This is a genomic window from Mangrovibacillus sp. Mu-81 (genome assembly GCF_036867415.1).
Taxonomy (GTDB): Bacteria; Bacillota; Bacilli; order Bacillales; family Bacillaceae_B; genus Rossellomorea.
In genome coordinates this window covers 77429-98328 of record NZ_JBAJHU010000008.1, presented here as the reverse complement: position 1 = coordinate 98328, position 20900 = coordinate 77429, and the positions used below count along the sequence as shown (strand labels likewise).

General features: G+C 41.4%; 25 protein-coding genes. 4 read left to right on the top strand and 21 right to left on the bottom strand.

The window, feature by feature from the left end; genetic code table 11:
- Positions 1-79 precede the first annotated feature (79 nt).
- From V6B33_RS15960 to V6B33_RS15930, 7 genes are all read right to left on the bottom strand, one after another.
- Positions 80-514 (bottom strand): BrxA/BrxB family bacilliredoxin, encoded by a 435-nt coding sequence (locus V6B33_RS15960; RefSeq protein ID WP_334218746.1) that lies wholly within the window; start codon positions 512-514, stop codon positions 80-82.
- 39 nt (positions 515-553) lie between these two features.
- Positions 554-1681: a conserved virulence factor C family protein gene (locus V6B33_RS15955; RefSeq protein ID WP_334218745.1), complete on the bottom strand. Its 1128-nt coding sequence runs from the start codon at positions 1679-1681 to the stop codon at positions 554-556.
- Between the two features lie 80 nt (positions 1682-1761).
- A complete protein-coding gene (locus V6B33_RS15950; protein WP_334218744.1) occupies positions 1762-3654 on the bottom strand; it encodes an ABC-F family ATP-binding cassette domain-containing protein in 1893 nt (630 codons plus the stop codon).
- On the bottom strand, positions 3651-4298 hold the full coding sequence (locus V6B33_RS15945; protein WP_334218743.1) for an HD domain-containing protein: 648 nt from the start codon (positions 4296-4298) through the stop codon (positions 3651-3653). The genes V6B33_RS15950 and V6B33_RS15945 overlap by 4 nt, the downstream gene beginning before the upstream one ends.
- 103 nt (positions 4299-4401) lie before the next feature.
- The gene (locus V6B33_RS15940; protein WP_334218742.1) at positions 4402-5262 is read right to left on the bottom strand and encodes a DegV family protein; all 861 of its coding nucleotides are present in this window, start codon (positions 5260-5262) and stop codon (positions 4402-4404) included.
- Positions 5263-5325: 63 nt separating this feature from the next.
- Positions 5326-5811, bottom strand: a complete 486-nt coding sequence (locus V6B33_RS15935) for a hypothetical protein (RefSeq protein WP_334218741.1) — start codon at positions 5809-5811, stop codon at positions 5326-5328.
- 87 nt (positions 5812-5898) lie between these two features.
- The gene (locus V6B33_RS15930) at positions 5899-6573 is read right to left on the bottom strand and encodes a class I SAM-dependent methyltransferase (protein ID WP_334218740.1); all 675 of its coding nucleotides are present in this window, start codon (positions 6571-6573) and stop codon (positions 5899-5901) included.
- 162 nt (positions 6574-6735) lie between these two features.
- On the opposite strand from V6B33_RS15930, the gene V6B33_RS15925 reads away from it, so the two are divergent.
- Positions 6736-6954: a DUF3892 domain-containing protein gene (locus V6B33_RS15925; RefSeq protein WP_334218739.1), complete on the top strand. Its 219-nt coding sequence runs from the start codon at positions 6736-6738 to the stop codon at positions 6952-6954.
- Between the two features lie 55 nt (positions 6955-7009).
- Here the strand turns inward: V6B33_RS15925 and mntR are convergent, their stop codons facing one another.
- The 5 genes from mntR to V6B33_RS15900 all read right to left on the bottom strand — a co-directional run bounded on the left by mntR (position 7010) and on the right by V6B33_RS15900 (position 11391).
- A complete protein-coding gene (mntR, locus tag V6B33_RS15920; RefSeq protein WP_334218738.1) occupies positions 7010-7426 on the bottom strand; it encodes a transcriptional regulator MntR in 417 nt (138 codons plus the stop codon).
- A 79-nt stretch (positions 7427-7505) separates the two neighbouring features.
- Entirely contained in the window at positions 7506-8384 is an 879-nt protein-coding gene (locus tag V6B33_RS15915; protein ID WP_334218737.1) for a metal ABC transporter permease, read from the bottom strand.
- Positions 8374-9672: a metal ABC transporter permease gene (locus tag V6B33_RS15910; protein ID WP_334218736.1), complete on the bottom strand. Its 1299-nt coding sequence runs from the start codon at positions 9670-9672 to the stop codon at positions 8374-8376. The genes V6B33_RS15915 and V6B33_RS15910 overlap by 11 nt, the downstream gene beginning before the upstream one ends.
- A gap of 16 nt (positions 9673-9688) precedes the next feature.
- A complete protein-coding gene (locus V6B33_RS15905; RefSeq protein WP_334218735.1) occupies positions 9689-10435 on the bottom strand; it encodes a metal ABC transporter ATP-binding protein in 747 nt (248 codons plus the stop codon).
- Positions 10436-10455: 20 nt separating this feature from the next.
- Positions 10456-11391 carry a metal ABC transporter solute-binding protein, Zn/Mn family gene (locus V6B33_RS15900; RefSeq protein WP_334218734.1) on the bottom strand — a complete coding sequence of 312 codons (936 nt, stop codon included), beginning with the start codon at positions 11389-11391 and terminating at the stop codon, positions 10456-10458.
- A gap of 413 nt (positions 11392-11804) precedes the next feature.
- Between V6B33_RS15900 and cspD the strand changes: the two genes are divergently transcribed.
- Complete coding sequence (cspD, locus tag V6B33_RS15895; protein ID WP_071459908.1) at positions 11805-12005, top strand: cold-shock protein CspD; 201 nt, start codon at positions 11805-11807, stop codon at positions 12003-12005.
- Positions 12006-12075: 70 nt separating this feature from the next.
- Here cspD and V6B33_RS15890 read toward each other — a convergent pair whose 3' ends face one another.
- Positions 12076-12252, bottom strand: a complete 177-nt coding sequence (locus V6B33_RS15890; protein ID WP_334218733.1) for a zinc-finger domain-containing protein — start codon at positions 12250-12252, stop codon at positions 12076-12078.
- 70 nt (positions 12253-12322) lie between these two features.
- Positions 12323-12979, bottom strand: coding sequence for a reverse transcriptase-like protein (locus V6B33_RS15885; protein WP_334218732.1), 657 nt, complete (start codon positions 12977-12979; stop codon positions 12323-12325).
- A 232-nt stretch (positions 12980-13211) separates the two neighbouring features.
- Here V6B33_RS15885 and V6B33_RS15880 point away from each other — a divergent pair, with 232 nt between their 5' ends.
- Positions 13212-13601, top strand: coding sequence for a reverse transcriptase-like protein (locus V6B33_RS15880; RefSeq protein ID WP_334218826.1), 390 nt, complete (start codon positions 13212-13214; stop codon positions 13599-13601).
- Between the two features lie 77 nt (positions 13602-13678).
- Here the strand turns inward: V6B33_RS15880 and V6B33_RS15875 are convergent, their stop codons facing one another.
- Together V6B33_RS15875 and V6B33_RS15870 are read right to left on the bottom strand one after the other, a co-directional pair.
- Positions 13679-13945: a DUF6123 family protein gene (locus tag V6B33_RS15875; RefSeq protein ID WP_334218731.1), complete on the bottom strand. Its 267-nt coding sequence runs from the start codon at positions 13943-13945 to the stop codon at positions 13679-13681.
- Positions 13946-13979: 34 nt separating this feature from the next.
- The gene (locus tag V6B33_RS15870) at positions 13980-14468 is read right to left on the bottom strand and encodes a divergent PAP2 family protein (protein WP_334218730.1); all 489 of its coding nucleotides are present in this window, start codon (positions 14466-14468) and stop codon (positions 13980-13982) included.
- Between the two features lie 112 nt (positions 14469-14580).
- Here V6B33_RS15870 and V6B33_RS15865 point away from each other — a divergent pair, with 112 nt between their 5' ends.
- The gene (locus V6B33_RS15865) at positions 14581-14718 is read left to right on the top strand and encodes a small, acid-soluble spore protein L (protein WP_334218729.1); all 138 of its coding nucleotides are present in this window, start codon (positions 14581-14583) and stop codon (positions 14716-14718) included.
- A 62-nt stretch (positions 14719-14780) separates the two neighbouring features.
- Here the strand turns inward: V6B33_RS15865 and V6B33_RS15860 are convergent, their stop codons facing one another.
- From V6B33_RS15860 to V6B33_RS15840, 5 genes are all read right to left on the bottom strand, one after another.
- A complete protein-coding gene (locus V6B33_RS15860) occupies positions 14781-15677 on the bottom strand; it encodes a 5'-3' exonuclease (protein ID WP_334218728.1) in 897 nt (298 codons plus the stop codon).
- 143 nt (positions 15678-15820) lie between these two features.
- Entirely contained in the window at positions 15821-16654 is an 834-nt protein-coding gene (locus V6B33_RS15855; RefSeq protein ID WP_334218727.1) for a sulfurtransferase, read from the bottom strand.
- Positions 16651-16842 (bottom strand): hypothetical protein, encoded by a 192-nt coding sequence (locus tag V6B33_RS15850; RefSeq protein ID WP_334218726.1) that lies wholly within the window; start codon positions 16840-16842, stop codon positions 16651-16653. The genes V6B33_RS15855 and V6B33_RS15850 overlap by 4 nt, the downstream gene beginning before the upstream one ends.
- Before the next feature lie 27 nt (positions 16843-16869).
- Positions 16870-20502 (bottom strand): dynamin family protein, encoded by a 3633-nt coding sequence (locus V6B33_RS15845; protein ID WP_334218725.1) that lies wholly within the window; start codon positions 20500-20502, stop codon positions 16870-16872.
- A 184-nt stretch (positions 20503-20686) separates the two neighbouring features.
- Positions 20687-20857, bottom strand: coding sequence for a hypothetical protein (locus tag V6B33_RS15840; RefSeq protein ID WP_334218724.1), 171 nt, complete (start codon positions 20855-20857; stop codon positions 20687-20689).
- Positions 20858-20900: the final 43 nt, after the last annotated feature.

Here is a 20900-nt window from a genome sequence, read left to right as displayed (position 1 = left end):
TTTTATTCTGCTCATTCTTTCCATCATACCATAGAAATAGGGAACCCATTAAGAGTTCCCCATGTGATTCTTCTATTTTTCAGCAATGATCGTCAAATGCAGAAGTCAAGTTTGAGATAATGGCTGAAATGTCATGATCCTCGATTTCTTCTCTTGGAATGAAATGAACAACTTTACTTCCTCTTAACAATGCCATTGAAGGTGAAGAGGGCTCATAACCATCAAAGTATTCTCTCATTTTCATTGTTGCTTCTTTATCCTGACCTGCAAATACAGTCACAAGCTGATCAGGGGTCTTGTCGTTATTCATTACGGATTGAGTAGCTGCAGGGCGTGCAAGTCCGGCGGCACAGCCGCAGACAGAATTCACGACGACCAATGTCGTTCCTTCTGCATTTCCCATAAATTCCACCACATCTTCATCTGTGATCAGTTCCCTGAAACCTGCTTGCGCAAGCTCCTGTCTCATCGGTTTTACCAGTTGTCTCATATACTCTTCATATGCCATTGACATCCTGTATTCCTCCTTATATCTTATTTCCCTGAAATTCCGTCAGTCTTGCATTCGAGCTTCCGTCATTTGTTTCCATACAGAGCCTTTTGCTTCTTCTCCGCCTTCAATACGTTCGATAGCCATTTTAACTTGTAACTTCACTTCAAATTCCGGGTCGTTTTCTGCATTCTTCAAGCCAGGAATCACGGATTCATCGCCTTCTTCGTACAAGAACATCGCTGCGCGCCATCTGACCAGTTTACTCTTGTCTTCCAGGGCATGCACCATTGCGTGCATCGCTTGCTTGAATCCGAGATCGGATAAGCAGTCACCTGCTGTACGACGTACAGAAGCAGATTTATCCTGCAATCCCCTATATAAGAGCGGCAGTACTTTCTCGTCTTCAATCATCCCTAGATAGACTACTGCCAAGCGCCTGATAGAAACTTTTTCATCTTCCAGTGCTTTCTCCAAAAGCGGCAGGTCCCCGATGGTCGGGTCTTCCATTGCTTCAAGCTTCTGATATCTGGTTTGCCAGTCGGGTGCATGTAAATCATCCAATGTGATTTTCTGCTTTTTGCGCCGAACAGGTTGTGAGTCAGAACGGCTTTCCCCTGCCTGATGAGCCAAGTCTTCCAACCTCGAAGCAGGGTAGGAAGCGATCAGTTCATCCACGACATCATTGCCGATTTCATCGAGATCACCATACCTTACTCCGTGGTCTTTCCACTTTCTTAGAAGTACGACATTGTCTCCTTCCTGCTGGGCATTCGATAAAGCTTCCATAAATGCCCCGGGCAAAGAAAACCTCTTCTCTTCTTCCCCGTCAGTCACCTTCACTTGCATCGGAACCCCTTTAAACATCTGCACGGCAACATTCACTTCGCCGTAATGCTCTTCCATCCTGGACTGATTCGCTGTATCTTGAGTTTCTTCCCCAAATGCCTTTCGAACTTGTGGAAGGAGCTCCTGCCAGTCAAATTTTGCATTCCGTTCAACTGCAAGGAAATCTGCAACGTGATAAACTCCTTTGATTCCTTCAATTCCAAGTATCTCTTTAATGATGGATGGTGCACCTTCCATCTGATCTTTTTTATAATTATTGCTCTTCCCAGCTTCAAGCTCCCTATCCAGGAGAACCTTCATTGTATTCGGGCTGGGGGTAGGTTCAATCGATTTGATTTTCACATTGAAACCCCTTTCTGCCAACACTTGTTTATTTCATGATAACACAGATATTCCACTGCAAAAAAACAAAGGGCTTTAATTTAATCAGCATATTCCGAAAGATAACTCCATCTTTCTATTAAATGTTCAAGCTCATCGTTTAATCTTTGGCTTTCATTCATCAATTCCTGTGCGAGCTCGAAATTACTCCCGACAGATTGAAGTTCTGCTTGCACATTTTCCAATTTCTCTTCTATTGAAGCAATATTACCTTCAATTTCATCCCACTCACGCTTTTCCATATAGGATAGCTTTTTTTTCTCTTTTTCTGGTTGTGGAGAAGTCTGTATAGAGACTGTGTCCTGCTTCTTCTCAGAAGCCTGCTTTTTACTCTCAGATACAACTTCTTCCAAGTACGTTGTATATTCCCCAAAATATAATCCAATCTCACCTTCCCCGTTAAATACAAGCAGCTGCCCGGCAGTCTTGTCCAGGAAATAACGGTCATGTGATACAGTCACTACAACTCCGGAAAAATCATTAATATAATCTTCGAGTACCGTCAGTGTTTCTGTATCAAGATCGTTTGTTGGTTCATCGAGCAGAAGGACGTTCGGTTTACTCATTAACAACTTCAATAAAAAAAGTCTTCTTTTCTCTCCTCCGGATAATTTGCGAATAAGTGTACCATGAGTGCTCATCGGAAAGAGAAACCGCTCAAGCATGGAAGTGACAGAAATTCTTTCCCCTTTATCAGTGGTGATGAATTCACCGGCTTCCCTTATATATTCAATCATTCGCATATTTTCATCCAATTCCTCATGATTCTGGGTGTAATATGCGATTTTAACGGTCAATCCTTTAGTCAGCTCTCCAGTATCGAGCACATCCATGCCAGCAAGCAGGTTTAGGAATGTCGACTTTCCACTTCCGTTTTTACCGACTACACCAATTCGGTCACCGGGCTTGATCAAGTAATTGAAGTCCTTCAAAATGACTTTTTCAGCGAAGGATTTAGTGGCATTTTTTAATTCAAAGACCTGTTTTCCGAGCCGGTCACCGCCGATGGCCATCTCAACTTGGGCATTATTCGACCCCGATGTCATATTATCTTCCAGGTTTTCGAAGCGTTGTATCCTTGCTTTCTGCTTTGTTGTCCTTGCTTTTGCCCCTCTTCTCATCCATTGAAGCTCTCGACGGTAGAGGTTCTTCTGTTTTTCTGATATCTGACGCTCGGTTTCCTCCCTCATCGCTTTAGCTTCAATGAACGAAGCATAATTCCCGCTGTAGGAGTAAAGTTTGCCTCCATCCAGCTCAAAAGTGCGATTCGTGACGTTATCCAAAAAATACCGGTCATGAGTCACAATCAATACAGAACCAATATATTTAGACAAATAATCTTCAAGCCATTTTATGGACTGAAAATCCAAGTGGTTGGTTGGTTCATCGAGTATGAGCAGATCAGGTGTTTCTATGAGTACACTTGCGAGGGCAACCCGTTTCTTTTGTCCTCCTGATAATTCCTTCATTTTTTTTGTGAAGTCATGTATTCCCAATTTCGTCAGAATCGCCTTGGCATTTGCATTCGCTTCCCATGCATGCAGAAGATCCATTTGTTTCTGTGCCTCAAATAACCTTTCTTGTGAGGATTCGCTTTCAGGATTTCTTTCCATTTCCACTAAAGCTGTTTCATATTCCCGCATTGCTTTTATGATTTTTGCCTCTCCGCGGAAAACTTCCCCGATGACGCTCAAATCTCCAATGAATTCCGGGTCCTGGGATAAATAAGAGATATGATAATCACCGGGAGCCATGATGTCTCCGCTGTCATACTCTTCAATTCCCGCAATCAGCTTTAACAGACTTGATTTTCCTGTCCCGTTGACACCGATCAGGCCAACCCTTTCCTTTTCAGTGATGGAAAATGAAATACCATCAAATAAAGTCTTCTCTCCATATGATTTTGACAAGCTCTCTGCTGTTAACATTCTCATCCTTGACCATTCCATTCCTTATTGAATTGCTCTAAAAATCCCTGCATATACTTATGCCTTTCTTCTGCAAGGTCTCTTCCCATATCTGTACACATCAGATTTTTCAACTTTAATAGTTTCTCATGAAAATGATGGATGCTCGTACTTTTTCCGCTTCTATACTCTTCCAGGGTCATATCTGACCTTATCTCGATGTCCGGGTCAAATAAGGACTGACCCCTACTTCCCCCGTAAGCAAATGTCCTGGCGATCCCGATAGCCCCAATGGCATCCAATCTGTCGGCATCCCTGACGATTTTTGCGTTGAATGATGTCAGCAGTTTTTCGTTTCCGCCTTTATAGGAGATGGAGTAAATGATATCAATTAACTCCTCTTTCTCATCATTTTCCAATGATAATGAGGAGATGAATCCATTCAGCATACGGTTTCCTTCTTCTTCAGAGGATGCAAGCTTTTCATCAGGTACATCATGAAGTAACGCAGCCAGCTCAATAATATATGTATTTGTTACCTTTTCTTTCTTCGCAATCAATAGAGCATTCTTTCTGACACGTTCAAGGTGATACCAGTCATGCCCTGTCGATTCATCCTTGTATACTCTTTTCAATGCACTCATTAACTCTTCGACTTCCGGTCTGACCATGTCATCATCACCTTTCACCCCTATTGTATCAAAAAATCCTTCATATAAAAGAAAATAGGAGGTGACATATAAGAATGGAGCTTATATGTCACCTCAATATCGACTACCCTTCCAACTCCTCGGACCAGCTGATTCCGATTGTGTTGGCACCTGCATGAACATCGATGACAGTCCCGAGTGGATAGGCACCGAATTCCATGTCTGGATAGTCCGCCTTTAATTGTCCCATCCATTCTTCGGCCTCGTCATGATTCAAACCGTGCAATATCGAAACCTTTTTTATATTTTTTGTTTGCGAAGCATCCCGAAGCACTTGGCTCATTTTGCTCAACCCTTTATTGATGCTTCTAACTTTATCTTTCACCTCAAGCTTCCCGTCTGCTATTGAAAGAATCGGTTTGATATTCAGCATGCTCCCTAAAAAGAAGGATAAGCCGTTCATCCTGCCGCTTTTATGGAGTTGTTCAAGGCTTCCGACCATGACAAACACTTCCCGTGTCCTGATCTTATCTTCCAGTGCGCCCGTAATCTCTTTGATTGATTTTCCTTCCTTTTGAAGGCTTTGACCATATTCAATGAGTTCGGTCAATGGGTAGGTCAAAGTCTTCGAATCGATGCATGTTATGGAAGGCACTTTTTCTTTGAGTAATTCAGCAGCCTGGTGTGCAGATGATAATGTCCCGCTGAAATGGGATGAAACATGAACGGAGAATATGTGATCATAGCTTTCTGCAAGTTCTTCATACAATTCCTTAAACGTTCCGATCGATGGCTGTGACGTTTTCACTTCGACTTTTTCTTCTTTCAACTTATCGAATAATTGTTGAGGTGTAAGATCGATTCCGTCTTTAAATTCTTTATCTCCAAACAGTATGATCATAGGGACTACATATAGATCTTTTCCTTTACATGCAGATAAGTCTTCAATATATGCAGTACTATCGGTCACCCAAGCAATCCTCATCAAATATTCCCCCTCAATCGGTTATACTATTTCTTTTTTATTATCAACTTTTACACAATAACCTCAATCTAATATATCAAGTGTCTCTGCGGAGAACGATACCATTTGAAGTATGTCATCGACCATTTCTTCTGTAATGACCCGGTTGAACCGGAGAATGCCTTGTACACTCGGGGGACGAAGGGAAGAGGAGATATTCATCCACTCCCAGCTCTTATCAGCACCCCAAGCGGATTCAAGCTCTTTTTTCGAACCAGTCAGTTTATCGCTTCCTTCGTATGTAAATTCGATTTCTGCACCTGCCCGATTCTTATCAGCAAGCCCTTTCCTCTCGGCAATAAAGTGACTCATATCCGCTTTCAGATGAAGGGTGACTGAGCTTTCTGACTGATTCAGCAAGCTATATTGGATGAGATAGGTTCGTTCATAATGGGCAAAATCGAATAAATCTCTTCTGTCAAGGATGTTAATTTCACCAGAGAGGTCCAGGTCATACACTGCCCCCTCTACGACCACTTTCAAATTGTCAAATGCCGTTGGATCAAACATGTTAACTCTCCTTTCGTCAAATTAACCCTGTCTATGCTTCATATCAATTTACACTTGAGTGAAGCGAGAGAGATTGCTTTTTTCCCCTTATAGTCTGTACATAAACAAGGTCATGAACGTAAGTGCCTGTTTCAACTCACTGGGCAGCGTCTTTGTCAGAGAAGGAGAGACACCTTTTTTATAGACCCATTCCTCATCTACCTTTATCCACCCTTTATCTTTTGCCAGTCTTTCTAATTCCCAAGGCATCATCGTGTTACAGATCGCTTCTTCTCCCAGCAGCCGTGGAAAAGCATTTTCCCGTGGATGTGCCGTAGGACCGAGCAGCCCTATACATATGTATCCGTCCTTCATTACCACTCTTTCAAGTTCATGCAGTGCCGTTAATGGTGATTCAGTCCATTCAATGGAGTTTATCGCCATGACAGCATCCAGTTCATTGTCCCCGAAAGGCAGCTTATTAAGATCACCTTGAATGAATCGTAAGTTGTTCATTTCGTGTTTTTTTGCTATTTCAACCATTCTATCAGAGAAGTCCATACCTGTGACGTTATACCCATTTTGATGAAGCAAATAGGATCCGTAGCCGTCTCCACATCCCAGGTCCCCTACGATTCTGCCTTTATCAACGGATTTAAGAAAAAAAGGGATGATGGCCTTTCTGCTTCCGGTTAACCACATGTCAACGCTTCTTGAGTGCCAATTATCTGCGTTTGTATCCCATCGCGATTTTGCATTTGTATGCCATTCAGATTGGCTCATATTACACCTCTGTAAATTTATTCTCTTTTCTCTATTCTTAATTTAAATGAAAAATCCTTCTTTTTACCTGCTTAATTTCAACATCAAGTTGATCTTTTCCTTATTAAGAATGTTATTTCTGATAATACTACTAGTATAAATCTTTGAAAAGGAGTTTCAATTATGGAGGAAATCACAAGAGTACAGCGTAACTATCATGGAGATATTATTAGTTTCCAAACTTCAGGAGGAAGGATCATTTCTTACCGAAAAGCGGTTATGGAAGCTTCAGAGGGTCTGCTCCAAGGTGTCGACCTCCACGAAAATGAATGGGGGGAATATGAAATTTCTTCATCCCATGGCACGGATAATAGCTTCGATGGGTATCCGACCATCTTTTGAACAGCGAAAGGGGAAAAGAAAATAAGGGCTGCACCGTTATGGTCAGCCCTTATTTTCATTCGCTTCGACTTTGCACATCTCTAAGATCTTCCAGCCTTTTCGCTTCTTCTTCAAAAAACTGTACGAGGTCTCCGATTCGGTCGATGGAATCCCAGCTTAAATGATGTTCGATGCCTTCAACATCTTCATATATATGCTCTTCTTTTACACCGATGACCCTGAGGAATTGTTCCAGCAGTTCATGTCTGTAAACTAAGCGTTTTCCGACTTTATTTCCTTTTGGAGTCAGTACGAGCCCACGATATTTCTCATATATCAGATAATCATCTTTATCTAATTTCTGAACCATCTTTGTCACTGAGGAGGGGTGTACGGATAAAGCTTCTGCTATATCTGACACTCTGGCATACCCTTTATTCTCAATCAACAAATAAATCTGTTCTATATAATCTTCCATACTTGGTGTAGGCATTCTGCACCCTCCAAATTCCCATGAATATCAATAAAAGTTTACTATAAGAACAGAATGAATACAACCCGAAGACTTTAGATCATTCTTCAGTAAGTCTTCTGTGATTCAGGAATTTAAATACCAGCCCATACTTTGGTGATACCATCCAGACGATGAGAAATACGATGCCGGCAGCCACTGCCATCGCTCCCGAAATGGATACATCGAACATCTTTGCACCGTAATATCCGGCTGCACTGTCGAAGATACCGATACATCCGCTTAACAACAGCATTACATTATATCTGTCTGTCAGTAAATACGCTGTAGCCCCGGGAGCGATCAACATGGCAACAACCAGAATGGCACCGACACTGTCGAATGCAGATACAGTTGTCACTGAAACCAGCCCCATCAGGATATAATGAATGGCTAAAACAGGTATACCGATCGCAGCTGCCATGCTTGGATCAAAAGAGGTTAGTTTAAACTCCTTGAACAACAGCAATATGACTGCAACATCAATAATAAGGATAGAGCCAAGCATGACAACTGATTTAGGCACTGACCCCAGAAAAGGTAAGGAGAGTGTATTCCACGGAACAAATGCAATCTCTCCCATTAATGCATGCTCGACATCCAGATGAACGTTCTTAGCGAATAGGGAAATGAGAATGACACCTAAAGCAAACAGAGAAGTGAACACCACTCCGATAGCTGCATCTTCCTGGATCCCGCCAGAGTTTAATAGCTGGACGATGAAAGTTGTCAATAATCCAACAGCGGCTGCTCCTATCAGCATATAGAAACCATTCATGCTTTGGCTGACGATAAAAGCCATAACCAGACCAAGAAGAACCGTATGGCTGATTGCATCGGCTAACATAGACATTTTCCTCAGGATCAGGAAACAGCCGACCACCCCGCAAGATAGTCCTACTAGACTTCCAGTGAGAAGAATCCAAAGTTCATAGCTCATATCCCTGTCCCCCTCTTCCTGCACGCACTTTAATGTTTAAAAAAGGATTTTGACTATAAACCTCGGTCATCTTCAATTGAAGCTTTTTAAGTTGGTCGCCCGAAATGGCCCCTTCTTCTTGGTTTTCAATCCAATTGATGTCAAGGGAGCCCAATTCTCCCGGATACATTTCTTTCAATTCAATCAATTCATCTACAAATCTGAATTGCTCCGCTTTTATTGAACCGGAATCGGTAATGGTAATGACCCCACCAGGGTTCATAATATAGCCATTCTTAACAAGTTGTTTCATTACTCGGGTGAAGCGCATCTTTGAAATGGCGGATATCCGCCAAAGATTTCTTTCATTTATTGATTCTCCGCCCATTTCATAGACTTTTTTCAATATGAAACGAATGGCCAGGCGATCATCATTCCTTGCTCTTCTCATAAAAATTGAAATCAATCCTCTATTTGGCGAAAACAGCAGAGAGACGATGAAAATGGCAGTAGCGGTCAATACGATGAAAGGACCGGTCGATAAACCCTTTCCCATAGTACTGATCAGCGTCCCCGTTGCACCCGATATACCTCCGATTACTCCCGAAATGAAAACCATCGTGCTCAATGAATCCGTCCAGTATCTGGCTGATATCGAAGGTGTGATCAGCAAGGCTGCCATTAGAATCACCCCTACGGCCTGAATACCGATGACGACGGTAATAACTAAAAGTGAAACGAACCAGAAATTCAGGAAACCAACTGGAAGCCCGATTCCCTTTGCAAATTGCGGGTCAAATGTACTGACTTTAAACTCTTTGAATAACAACGTTGTGATGATGATCAATGCAGCAGCTGTCAGCCCCATCAACTGAACATCCCTTCCCACAAGCGAAGCAGCCTGACCGAAGATAAAATCATCCAATCCGCTTTGGTTGCCAGTTGGCATCTGGGCAACCTTCGTCAGAAGTACGATACCTAATCCGAAAAATACTGATAGTACCAAACAAATTGCAGTATCTTCCTTGATTCTCGTGGTATTGGTAATCAATTGAATCGTATAAGCTGCAAGCAATCCGGTTGCAGCTGCACCCGTTAATAATACGAAGAAGTTCTTCTCACCAATGAACATAAAAGCAAAACAAATTCCGGGGAGAGCTGCATGGGCTACGGCATCCCCTATTAAACTCTGCTTTCTTAATAGGGCAAAACTCCCTAATACCCCGCTTGCTATCCCCAATAATAATGTGCTGAATAATACCCATTGAGTATTTCCGTCTGTTGCAATCGATTGCCATAAATGATTCACCTTGCTCACCTCTTTCTTATGGTTGAATCAGCATTTTATCCTTTTCGAGGAAAGATAACTTTCCTCCGTAAGTCAGTTGTAAATTATCAACATTGAATACTTCCTCTGTCGGTCCATATGCGATGGTTTTTCTGTTAAGGAGCAGTGTCCAGTCAAAATATTCTGTGACAGTTTGCAGGTCATGATGAACGACTAAAACTGTCTTTCCCTGTTCTTTTAATTCAATCAATAAAGAAATGATCGCTTTTTCTGTTGCTGCATCCACTCCTACAAAAGGTTCATCCATGAAATAGACCTCTGCTTCCTGTGCCAGCGCCCGTGCAAGGAACACCCTTTGCTGCTGGCCGCCTGAAAGCTGGCTGATCTGCCTTGATGCAAATTGGGTCATTCCTACTTTATCCAAACATTCCATTGCATACGCAGCGTCTTTTTTTGATGGTCTTTTAAACCAGCCCAAATGTCCATATCTTCCCATCAGGACAACATCGAGGGCATTTGTCGGGAAGTCCCAATCGACGGATCCACGTTGAGGAACATACCCTACCATTTTACTCTTTGATGAATAAGGTTTATCGAATATTTTAATATCTCCCGAAGACCGGGGAACCAATCCTAAGATCGCTTTTATCAAGGTAGATTTCCCTGCTCCATTTGGACCGACGATCCCGATGAGTTTACCTTTAGGCACTGAAAATCCCACATCCATTAGCACCGGTTTTCTATGATAGGCAACTGTCAAACCAAATACGTCCACTGAATTCATGTTATTCCCTCCTCCAACCTTTACTTTAATGCATCAACAATTGTATCTACATTATGGCGGTACATGCCTATATACGTACCTTCATCTGTTCCATCTTTCCCCATGGCATCCGAGAATAGCTCACCGCCGATACTTACTTCATGGCCTTTATCCTCTGCCCCTGCAATAACGGCATTGATTGATTTCTCCGAGATGCTTGATTCTACGAATACAGCTTTAATATTTCTGTCAACCAGCGTGTTCACAAGTGATTGAACATCTCCCAGGCCATATTCTGCATCTGTACTTAAACCTTGCAGTCCCTTCACTTGAAGGTCATACTTTGCGCCAAAATAATTGAACGCATCGTGAGCTGTGACCAGTACTCTCTGTTCCTCAGGAATCTTTTTCATCTCTTGCTCAGCATATTTTTTCAATTCATCTAATTCGGAAAAGTATTTTTCCGTATTTCGAATGTAGTCTTCTTTGTGTGCGGGATCTTTCTCGATTAATCCGTCCCGTACCTGCTCTAAAGCTATTTTCCATAAGTCTATGTCAAACCAGACATGAGGGTCCATTGCCGTATTATCTGCTGCATCCTTTCTTAATTTATCCTTAGGGATACTGTCGGCAATAGCATATGTTGGTTTTTCTTCATTCATCTTCTCAAATATTTCAAGCATCTTACCTTCTAAATGCAATCCGCTGTAGAAAATGATATCTGCTTCTTGCAGTTTTCCGATATCCGATTGCTTAGCTTTATATAAGTGAGGATCTACACCAGGTCCCATTAAACTGTGAACTTCTACATGCTCTCCTCCGATATTTTTTACAGCATCACCAATTTGGCCGATTGTTGTGGTGACAATTACTTTATTATTCGGAGTTTCACTCACGGCCGCTCTACACCCGGAAAGAATAAGTCCTCCCATTAAGATCGCAATCATTCCTATCAGTGACATTACTTTTTTGTTCATGTGTACTCTCCTTTCTCACGTTTGATTTTCGTTAATTCAATTCTATTCAATAATTTTACATATGTTCACCTTTTTTTACATAAGCAACTTATTTTTAATTAAGTAATATTTTTTACCTTATGCAATAAAAGTTTCCTTAGTGCAAATTTTATTTCCTAATTCAATTATTGTCAACCATCTGAGGGGATATAATTTCAAATTATCCTGCAGCCACAGTCAGCTGAAACAATTTTTTAAAAATTCCACTAAATTCATTTTGATGATGTTGACTCTAAAATCTCCATATTGTATAGTAAAGACATCATTGAAGTGGAGCGATTTTTAGTGCTGAAGCATTGGATATCACCATTTCATTGAAAACTATTTTCCATAAGCACCATGGTGCTTGATCGATTTAGGAGGATTAGAAGAATATGCAAAATGGTAAAGTTAAATGGTTCAACAACGAAAAAGGATTCGGCTTTATTGAAGTGGAAGGCGGAGACGATGTATTCGTACACTTTTCAGCAATTCAAGGCGATGGTTTCAAGTCTTTAGAAGAAGGTCAAGAAGTTTCTTTCGAAATTGTGGAAGGCAACCGCGGGCCTCAAGCAGCCAACGTAGTTAAATTATAATCAAACCCATATAAATGAAAAAAGCGGACGATTTGATCGTCCGCTTTTTTCATTTATATTTTGTTATTGACTACTTTAATTGATTTCCGTAAAGTTTGATTTGTTCACCGACTGTACACTCTGCGATACAGAAACGATGTGCTCTTGATTTACCGTATTCTTTACGAAAATATGCCTTAAGCAAGCAGTCGCTGCAATAGGTGTCGATCAACTCATCCACTTTATCAACCACTTGTCTGCGGTCCATTTCATCACTCCTAATCTTCCTCCAACAATCTTTTGGTTTGTATTTATAGAATATATAATGAGGGCTGAAATTATTCTATGCGCTTATGACTGTGAACTTCAGTCCCAAGCAAAGCCTGATTAGCGAGCTTATCTGCTTCCTTGTTAGCATTCCTGTTCACAGTGTCTACCGTTATCTTCAATTGCCTTTTATCGATGATCGACTCAATGCGATCAAGCCATCTGTTTAATCCTTCATCAAAGCATGGCCACTCCCCTTCAAGCTGCTTCAGTACAACTTGGGAATCCCCCTTTATCGTACAGGTTGAGTTTTTCACTCCGATTTCATCCAGCAGTAAAAGAGCATTGTGCAATGCAGCATATTCTGCTTCATTATTATTTTCAAGTGCCGTTAGTTTTTCATTTTTACGTATTCTGAATTTCTCATCACCTTTATCGTAATAAATGACAATTCCTATGCCGGACAGGAACCTATCTTTATCAAACCCTCCATCAAAATAGACGACGATATTTTCAGGTTCTTTATCCAGTTGTTTATTTAATTTGACAAATTCTTTACGTGTCCAGGAATTTTCCATTTCGTCAATGATTTCAAGGTCAGCGACTCTGCCCGTTTTCATTATATCATCGACGTGTATCATCGTTTCCTTCCTTGGAAACCATGATGATTCGAACCAAATGTCGCTGCTTGTTTTACTAACATATTTAAACTTTAGTTTCATTTTCATATTGATCACTCTCTTCCATCTGTAGTCTTCATATTGTTCAAGCTTCCTTTAGTCAGTATAATGGAGGAACCACTTGATAAAAATTTTATTTTGACTATTATTATGCTGCTGCCCAAGCTAGTTCAACCACAGAATGAAATTATTTGTTAAGGTAGATTATTTGATTGAGGTTACTTCATTTGGTAATAATGCAATCGAATACCTTAAGACATCCAGAAACGAGGTGAGTCCTATATTTGAAGTAAATGTAGATGGAGCAAGCGCAGGCAATCCGGGTCCAAGCGGGGCAGGAATCGTGATCAAACAAAATGGCCGGTTGGAACATCATTCCCTGCCGCTCGGAGAAATGGATAATCATCTTGCCGAATTCACTGCTTGCATGAAAGCGTTGGAATTATGTATCGGACTGGGTGCACAGACGGTTTGGGTCCGCAGTGACTCCCAGGCTCTGGTGCAAGCAGTGGAAAAAGAATTCGTCAAAGGTGCTGCTTATAAATCAGTGTTACATGAAATATTAATCCTGTCCCAACAAATCCCCCTGTTTTTCATCAAATGGATTCCAAGTAAAGAGAATAAAATGGCTGATGACCTCGCCAGGAAAGCCATTCATCAGAATGAATGAAAACAAAAAGGAGGCCTGCATCGGGCTCTCCTTTTTTATTTGATACATAAGCATTTATTGTCAATTTCAGCCTTGAATTATGCAAGTCCTTGATGATCCATCCATCTTAGCGCTTCTTTCCTTGAAGTGATCTTTTGGGAATGCAGGCGTTCCAATATAGACATATAAAAGCTTGAGTCAAACTGTTTTTGCGCTTTTAGTGTGATCTCGATTGCGCTGTTCACCAATTCATCAGGAGCATCGGTATACTTTTTTCCGAAATAGATGAAACCAATCGCATCTTCCTGAAATTTAAATCCCCTGTTTTCCAATTCTATGAGAAAATCTTCAGTTGTTTTTTTCACTTTTCTCCTCACCCTAATTACAACATTGTCTTTTTCATCTTACAAAAAATCTATTTCTTTGCCTATCTTTTTTTGAAACCAAAAATCCCAGTGCCCCCATCACCAGCCCTAATACAGCACCGCCGACTACTTCTTGAGGCTGATGCCCAAGCATTTCTTTAAGGATTTTAGGCTTTTTTTCCTCAAATTCAACTGATTCTTCCTCGTGCGCTTTTCTGACAAGCTCATCCAGGCTATTCACTTTAAGCGTCAATTCACCCGTCTGTCTTCTAATCCCCTGGGCATCATACATCACGATTAGACCGTAAATAAAGGAAAGGGCAAAATCAATCGTTTTGACCCCTTTTTTTAATGCGATAAATGTAGTTAAAGAAGCAACCCCTGCACTGTGAGAGCTTGGCATGCCCCCTGTCTGGAAAAATAGTTCAGGTTTCCATTCCTTCTTTTTCATATAATGAAGGGGGATTTTGAATCCTTGAGCTAACACAATACTCAACAAGGCTGTCAGTATACCTTTATTCACCCTATACACCTCCCTTATCAATAGTCTGTCCTAAAATTCCTGGTTGCATGGGATAATTTATAGGACAAAACGTAAAATAATCATGTATGTATCTACTTTAGGAGGCGTTACGATGAGCAAAAATAATAATAAAAACAAAGGAAAAGCAGCAGGCAGTGTCAATCCTCAAGGCAATGCAGCGGATACGGAATTCGCTCAGGAACCAAAGAGCAAATTAGAAAATGCAGCAAAAAAAGCGACCAAAAAGTAATCCCGTGTATCATCTGTTATCTAATAAAGAGTCAGGGTTATATAACCTGACTCTTACTTTTCTTAACTGGATGCAATCAGGGATTCTGCACTCAATAAAAACCTTCTGAGCACTTTCAATTCCAGTTCCTCTATAAAAGATATGGAAGAATCCGAAACATGGCTCCAACCGGCATTTTCGATTGAGAGAGGCAAAGGAACTTCACAATGAATCTCGGCCAGTTTCCTTGAAACATGCAGCATCTCCAGTCCGGCTTCAATTTTCTTTCTCTGAGAAGGTGTTAATTTATCGAGATTGTTTAATACACCTTCAATATCCACATATTCCTGTATTAATTTCACAGCAGTCTTTTCACCGATTCCTTTGACACCCGGGTATCCGTCACTCGTATCACCCATTAAAGCTTTTACATCGATAAACTGCTTTGGAGTGATCCCCCGTTCCTCGATGAACAGGTCTGCTGTGTATGTCTGATAATTTCCAAATCCTTTCTTCAATAACATGATTTCAATGTTTTCATCAAGTAATTGAAGTAAATCCTGATCGCCGCTCAGAACCGTCACTTTCCGCTCTTTATGGTGGGCTTTTGCCAGAGTACCGATACAGTCATCCGCTTCATAGCCCGGTACTCCCACATTTGCCAAATTGAATCCTTCTGCGACTTCTTTGGCCAGATCGAACTGAGGAATCAATTCGACCGGAGGAGCATTTCGATTTGATTTATAAGCCGTATACACCTCATTTCGGAACGTTTGGCTGCCCATGTCCCAGCAAACCAGGATATGAGTTGGCTTGACATAATCGACAGCCATAAGCAGGTGCTTCATGAACCCTTGCACACCATTGGTAGGCAGCCCTTTTGAATTCATCATGAATTGGCCAGTTACGGCAGTAGCAAAAAAAGACCGGAATAAGAGAGCCATTCCATCTATTAATAATATATGTTCGTTTTTCTTCATTTCATACACTCCTGACTGTCTGCAATTGGCATCGTCTTTTTCTTTCTTAAATCATTCCTCTAAAAGTATAACATATTTTCTTTCTCTCCCTATTGGTAAAGAAAACAAGCCTGTAGTCCTACAGGCTTGTTGTTCAGTCATCCTCATTGTTTGTCCACCTTATGATGTTCATACGATACCCAGTCGCTGTAGCTGCCGGCGTATAGTTTCACATCTTGGAACCCTTCTTCCAATAGTGTGAGGATGTTAGGGGTGGCAGTTACGCCGGAACCGCAATATACAACGATAGGTTTATCCTTGTCAATACGTAGAAATCGTTTTCTCTGTAAAGCGGCATCACCAAAGAATCCTTTATCGACCCCTTCGGTCCAAGGGATATTGATCGCCTTCGGAATATGTCCGGGGATACGATCGATCGGCTCTTCGATACCCTGATATCGTTTTATACTCCGTGAATCAAGTAAAATCGAGTGACTCTCTCCTTTGGAAATAAGCTCTACTTCCTCTAATGAAGCAAGCATGTCTTCATTGAACGAGGGGGTATAGCTGCTTGTTCCGTAGTCAGGAATGGTTGATTCGGAATCGAACCCGCTGTCCTTCCATGCCTGAAATCCTCCGTTCAGCACGTAGACCCGCTCATGTCCAAGATAACGAAACAGCCACCAGCACCTGCTTGCAAATGCCCCCTCCTGCTGGTCATAAGCTACAAGGATGGAATCATTGCCTATGCCCGCATTTTCTATTTTACGGAGAAAATTTTTCATATTTGGAAGGGGATGCCGTCCCCCGTGCTCTTTTACGAGACCGGACAAATCTTTCTCAAGATCGAAGTACACCGCTCCAGGAATATGCTCCTGCAGATAGGCTGTTTTGCCGGCAGAAGGATTCCCCAATGAAAAGCTGCAGTCGATCACCTTAACACTTCGATCATTTAGATGTTCTTTTAGCCAATCCACACTTTTAATAAAACGCATCATAATATCCCCCTCTTTTTCATCAATTCCTTTACGGCTTCTTTCGGTTCCCAGCAGGAAAATTTATACGCTGTCTTTGTTTCATAGCCGAGCCTGGAACAATAATAACTTGTCCTTGGATTCTTCGATGATTTACTGGAACGGATGTGAATGCAGGTGGCACAGCAGTGAAAAGGATTATTGTCGCTCATCTCAATCACCCTCTTTCAGGACAGTATTCAGGATGACTCCTCAAGCCACTTAAGTTCTTCTCGAAGTTTTGCAATATCCTGAACGGTATTCAATGCTTCGATCGTCGAATCCATTTGTTCAAAGGTATGTGCTTTTGCCTCTTCGATCAGAATCGTGAAACGGGTCTTTATCAATTGCTCACTCCATGCTTTCAACTTTTGTTTCTCACTTCTTAGATACTCGTCGGCTGGTTCATGGAGTTCCTTCACAAGATCTTCCTGAACCTCTTTCTTCCCGCCTTTTTCAAGGAAATGTTTGGGGTTCTTGAAAGCGGAAAAAGCCCTTGTGAACCTCTCCAAATCGATCTCCTTGAAAGCTTGTTCAAACTTGATGGTATCGTCATTTTCATATTCAGACGAAGACAGAATGATCCGGCTGTCCCATCCACGAATGACGGTTTCAAATTCTTCCCATTCTGCATCAAGCAGACTCCCGATGAACTTACGGATTCTTAAGGATGTAGCTCTCAGTTCCTGTGACAGGTCGAATCCTGCACTGGATATAAACTCCTTCAATCCTTTTTGCAAAGCCTTTGAATAGTTCGGTTCATTCATGAAAAGCCCCGAATGAAAGGCTTCTTTATAAAAGTCGGATAAGCGGAAAAAGACACGTTGTTTCAAGTAGTAAATCAACTCATTTATTTCCTGTTCCACTTCCCGTTCCAATGAGTCCGTGCTTCTTGTATTCAGAAATTCATTCACTTTGGATTTTGCCTGCTGCAGGTCAGCGATCTGCTTCTCTTTACTTGATTTATCACTTGAAGCGGAGGCAATGTAGTTCTGGAATCGTTTGATGCCCTTTTCCCATTCGTTGATTGCGGAATCCACGCTCATTCGCACGAGCTCGTTTTGAATAAACAAATCGAATTCATGTTTGAAGTTTTCCATTCCACTCTTTTGCTTTTCTTTCTCCTTCAGGGCTAGTAAAGATGAGACCCCGAAAAGCCTCGGAAAGCGAATTCCATATTGAATCAGCTGATTCTGTACATATTCCATTACCTCATCTTTTTCTGCTTCATTTTCAGCAAGGTCGATGGCATTAACGATAAAAAACATTTTATCGAGCTCAAAGGCATCTTTTACCCGTCCCAATTGTATAAGGAACTCACGGTCTGCTTTTGCAAAGGCATGATTATAATAGGTAACAAATAGAATGGCATCTGCGTTTTTAATATATTCGAAAGCGACTCCCGTGTGGCGGGCGTTAATCGAATCTGCTCCCGGTGTATCCACCAGAGTGATTCCTTTCCGTGTTACATCGCAATCGTAATACAAATCGATGGATTCAACAAAACAAGACTTGTCTTCATCTGCGACATACCTTCTGTATTCATCCAGGTTCACAGTGATTTCTTCTCCCAGAACCTTTTTGAATTCATTAAAACCTTTGTAAAAGGCACGCAGAAACGCAAGGTGGATTTTTTCTTTTGCATCCCCTCCTGTTTCCTCCAGCAAGGCTGGAATGACCTTAAAGGCATCCTCTACACTTGATATGTTTCTATCAAAAAAAGACAGGGAGTGGGAAATGTCCTGCAAAAGTTGTACTTCGGTTTTAATTTGTACATCCGCTGTTTCATGGTGATGCAGACCGGTTACAGGTCTGATCCGGTTGATTGAAGCGGTCGTCGGATTCGGGCTGACCGGTAACACCTTTTCACCGAGAAGTGCGTTTGCAAAGGATGATTTCCCGGCACTGAAAGCACCGAATAATGCAATCGTAAAATTCTGATGAGAAAGCCTCTCCATCTTTCCTTCCAATATATTGGCTACCTTACTGAAGCCATGCAGGTCTTTGAACACCTTTGCCATACGCCCCAGCCTGTTTATTGCCGTTTCTGCCGATACCCGAGAGCCATCCGCCGGTAGTTGTGGTGTCACTTCTACTTCAGAATCCTTGATTTCTGATACAGGGAGAGTCCCGTCTTCTTGTATGTCGGATGCTTCAGTAAAATGATTATCCTTTACTTCCCACCCACTTATCCAATTAGAAATTTTCTCTTCATTCACATCCGATCCCGTAACATTATTCAACTTCTCTATTTGCTGCTGTTTTTCCTCCTCCAACAGATCCCATTTATGCACATATACTGTTTTCTGACTGATTGTCTGGAGTTTATCCTCGAGATGCTTCTGTTTGGTTTCTGAATTTAGTTTAATCTGTTCCAATCCGGTTTCTAGTAACTCATTCGTTTGCTTTCTGGCATTCTTCTTTAAATCTTCTGACAAATTATCGCAATATTGCAATACGTAATCACCGGTCACTTTGGCACCCGGCTTGATCAATGAAGTTAAGTATTGCTCATCAACCTTCAATGAAAACTTTTCCCATGCTTCAAACAGTCCTGGAGTAGAGATATTATTTTGTTTTATTATTGATTTTCCAAGTGTTTTCAAATGCCAATCAAGCTGCGTTTCAATTCTGCTATTCACTTCTTCTTTAAACACTTGGGCTCTTCTGGACTTTTCCTCTTCCGTTTTTTGCCTGGAAAACAGTAAGCCGATTTTAAAGTCAGCCTGCTGGCTATCTAAAAATCCCTTTGCAAGATCCCTCGTCTCAAATGGCATTAGATAGGCATTCTTTAGAATTTTACTTCTTTCATCTTCAAATACCTGCTTGATCTCACTGCTGTCAATCTCAGATAATTCGTCCAAAACCTGTCCTTCTTCCAGAAGCAATGTGTCTTTATTGCTCCAATCCTCTTCTGACAAGCAGCACATGCTTTCTTCTTTTATATGCTGCTTCTGTTCTTCATACCAGATTTCATGCTCATGCAAAAGCTGAGACATCGCGGACCTTGCGGATGATTTGATTAAGTCTTCCTTATCAGTCACCTGCATCTTGATTAATTCACGCAGGGTTTCCGCCTCATTATCCGGGTGATCCAACTGTTTTAAACTGGTATAGAAAATTCCGTCCGGAACCACTCCCCATGAAGCAAATGAATCCCTTACCCCATCTTTGAATTCATGAAGGGGGAGCTCCTCTTCTTGATGCTTATCAATCTGATTCACTACCAGATAAAGCTTCACCCCATGCCGCTTCATTTCTTTGGTGAATTGAAAGTTCACCTGTGATTGAACATGGTTGTAATCCATCACATAAAACACCGCATCGGCCAAGTGGATGGCTGACTCCGTGGAAAGTCTGTGCGCATCGTCGGTACTGTCGACACCTGGTGTATCGAGTATGGACACTCCTGCGGGCAATGATGTTTCATTTTTCCCGATTTCAACGGAATACACATCTTCCCCGTTTCTGCAGAATGCTTTTATAGTCGAATACTCAAAGGGTTTTCTAAAATAAACCGGCTTCCCTGAATGGTAGTGGATTTTCGCATAATCCTCTTCAGAATGATGCACTTTCACCAGGTTTGCACTGGTTGGGATGGGGCTTGAGGGAAGAATCTCTTCCCCCATCAGATAATTGATCATCGTGGATTTACCTGCAGAGAAATGTCCGCAAAATGCAAGAATGAACTCCTGCTTATAAATCTTTTCTGCCAATCTTTCAACTTTTCGGGAACGTCCTTCATCTCCCTTACTCCTGAATATGTCGTCATAGCCTGCCAGTTCCTGCAGGATTGTATGTAAATTGGTACTCTTTTGGTCAATGCTGCTCATGTCGAAGATCCTTTCTATTTCAAAAGATGGTAACGCATATATTTTATCGTATTTATTTCGAATTCTCTATTGTTTATTAATCTCACTTCAGATCTATCAGTCAATCTCAAATCATTATACTAAATTAACCTGAAAAAAATTTTAAGACTACACAATAAAAAAAGCCTCCTTGTTGTGAAGGAGACTATCTTGTCGATTCTGTTGTGATGAGGCTGGATGGGGCAAATGATTGAGGACTTTTTTGATAAGGGACTTTTTTCCGGACAGGATGTCGATCCTTCATGATATTCGATAAGACGTGTTTCATGATAAAGCCGTATGTGACCACCGTTAACAAAATAAGAAACCAAACCATTCCATTCCCCACCTTTACTATATTTGGACGTGCAATTGAGAAT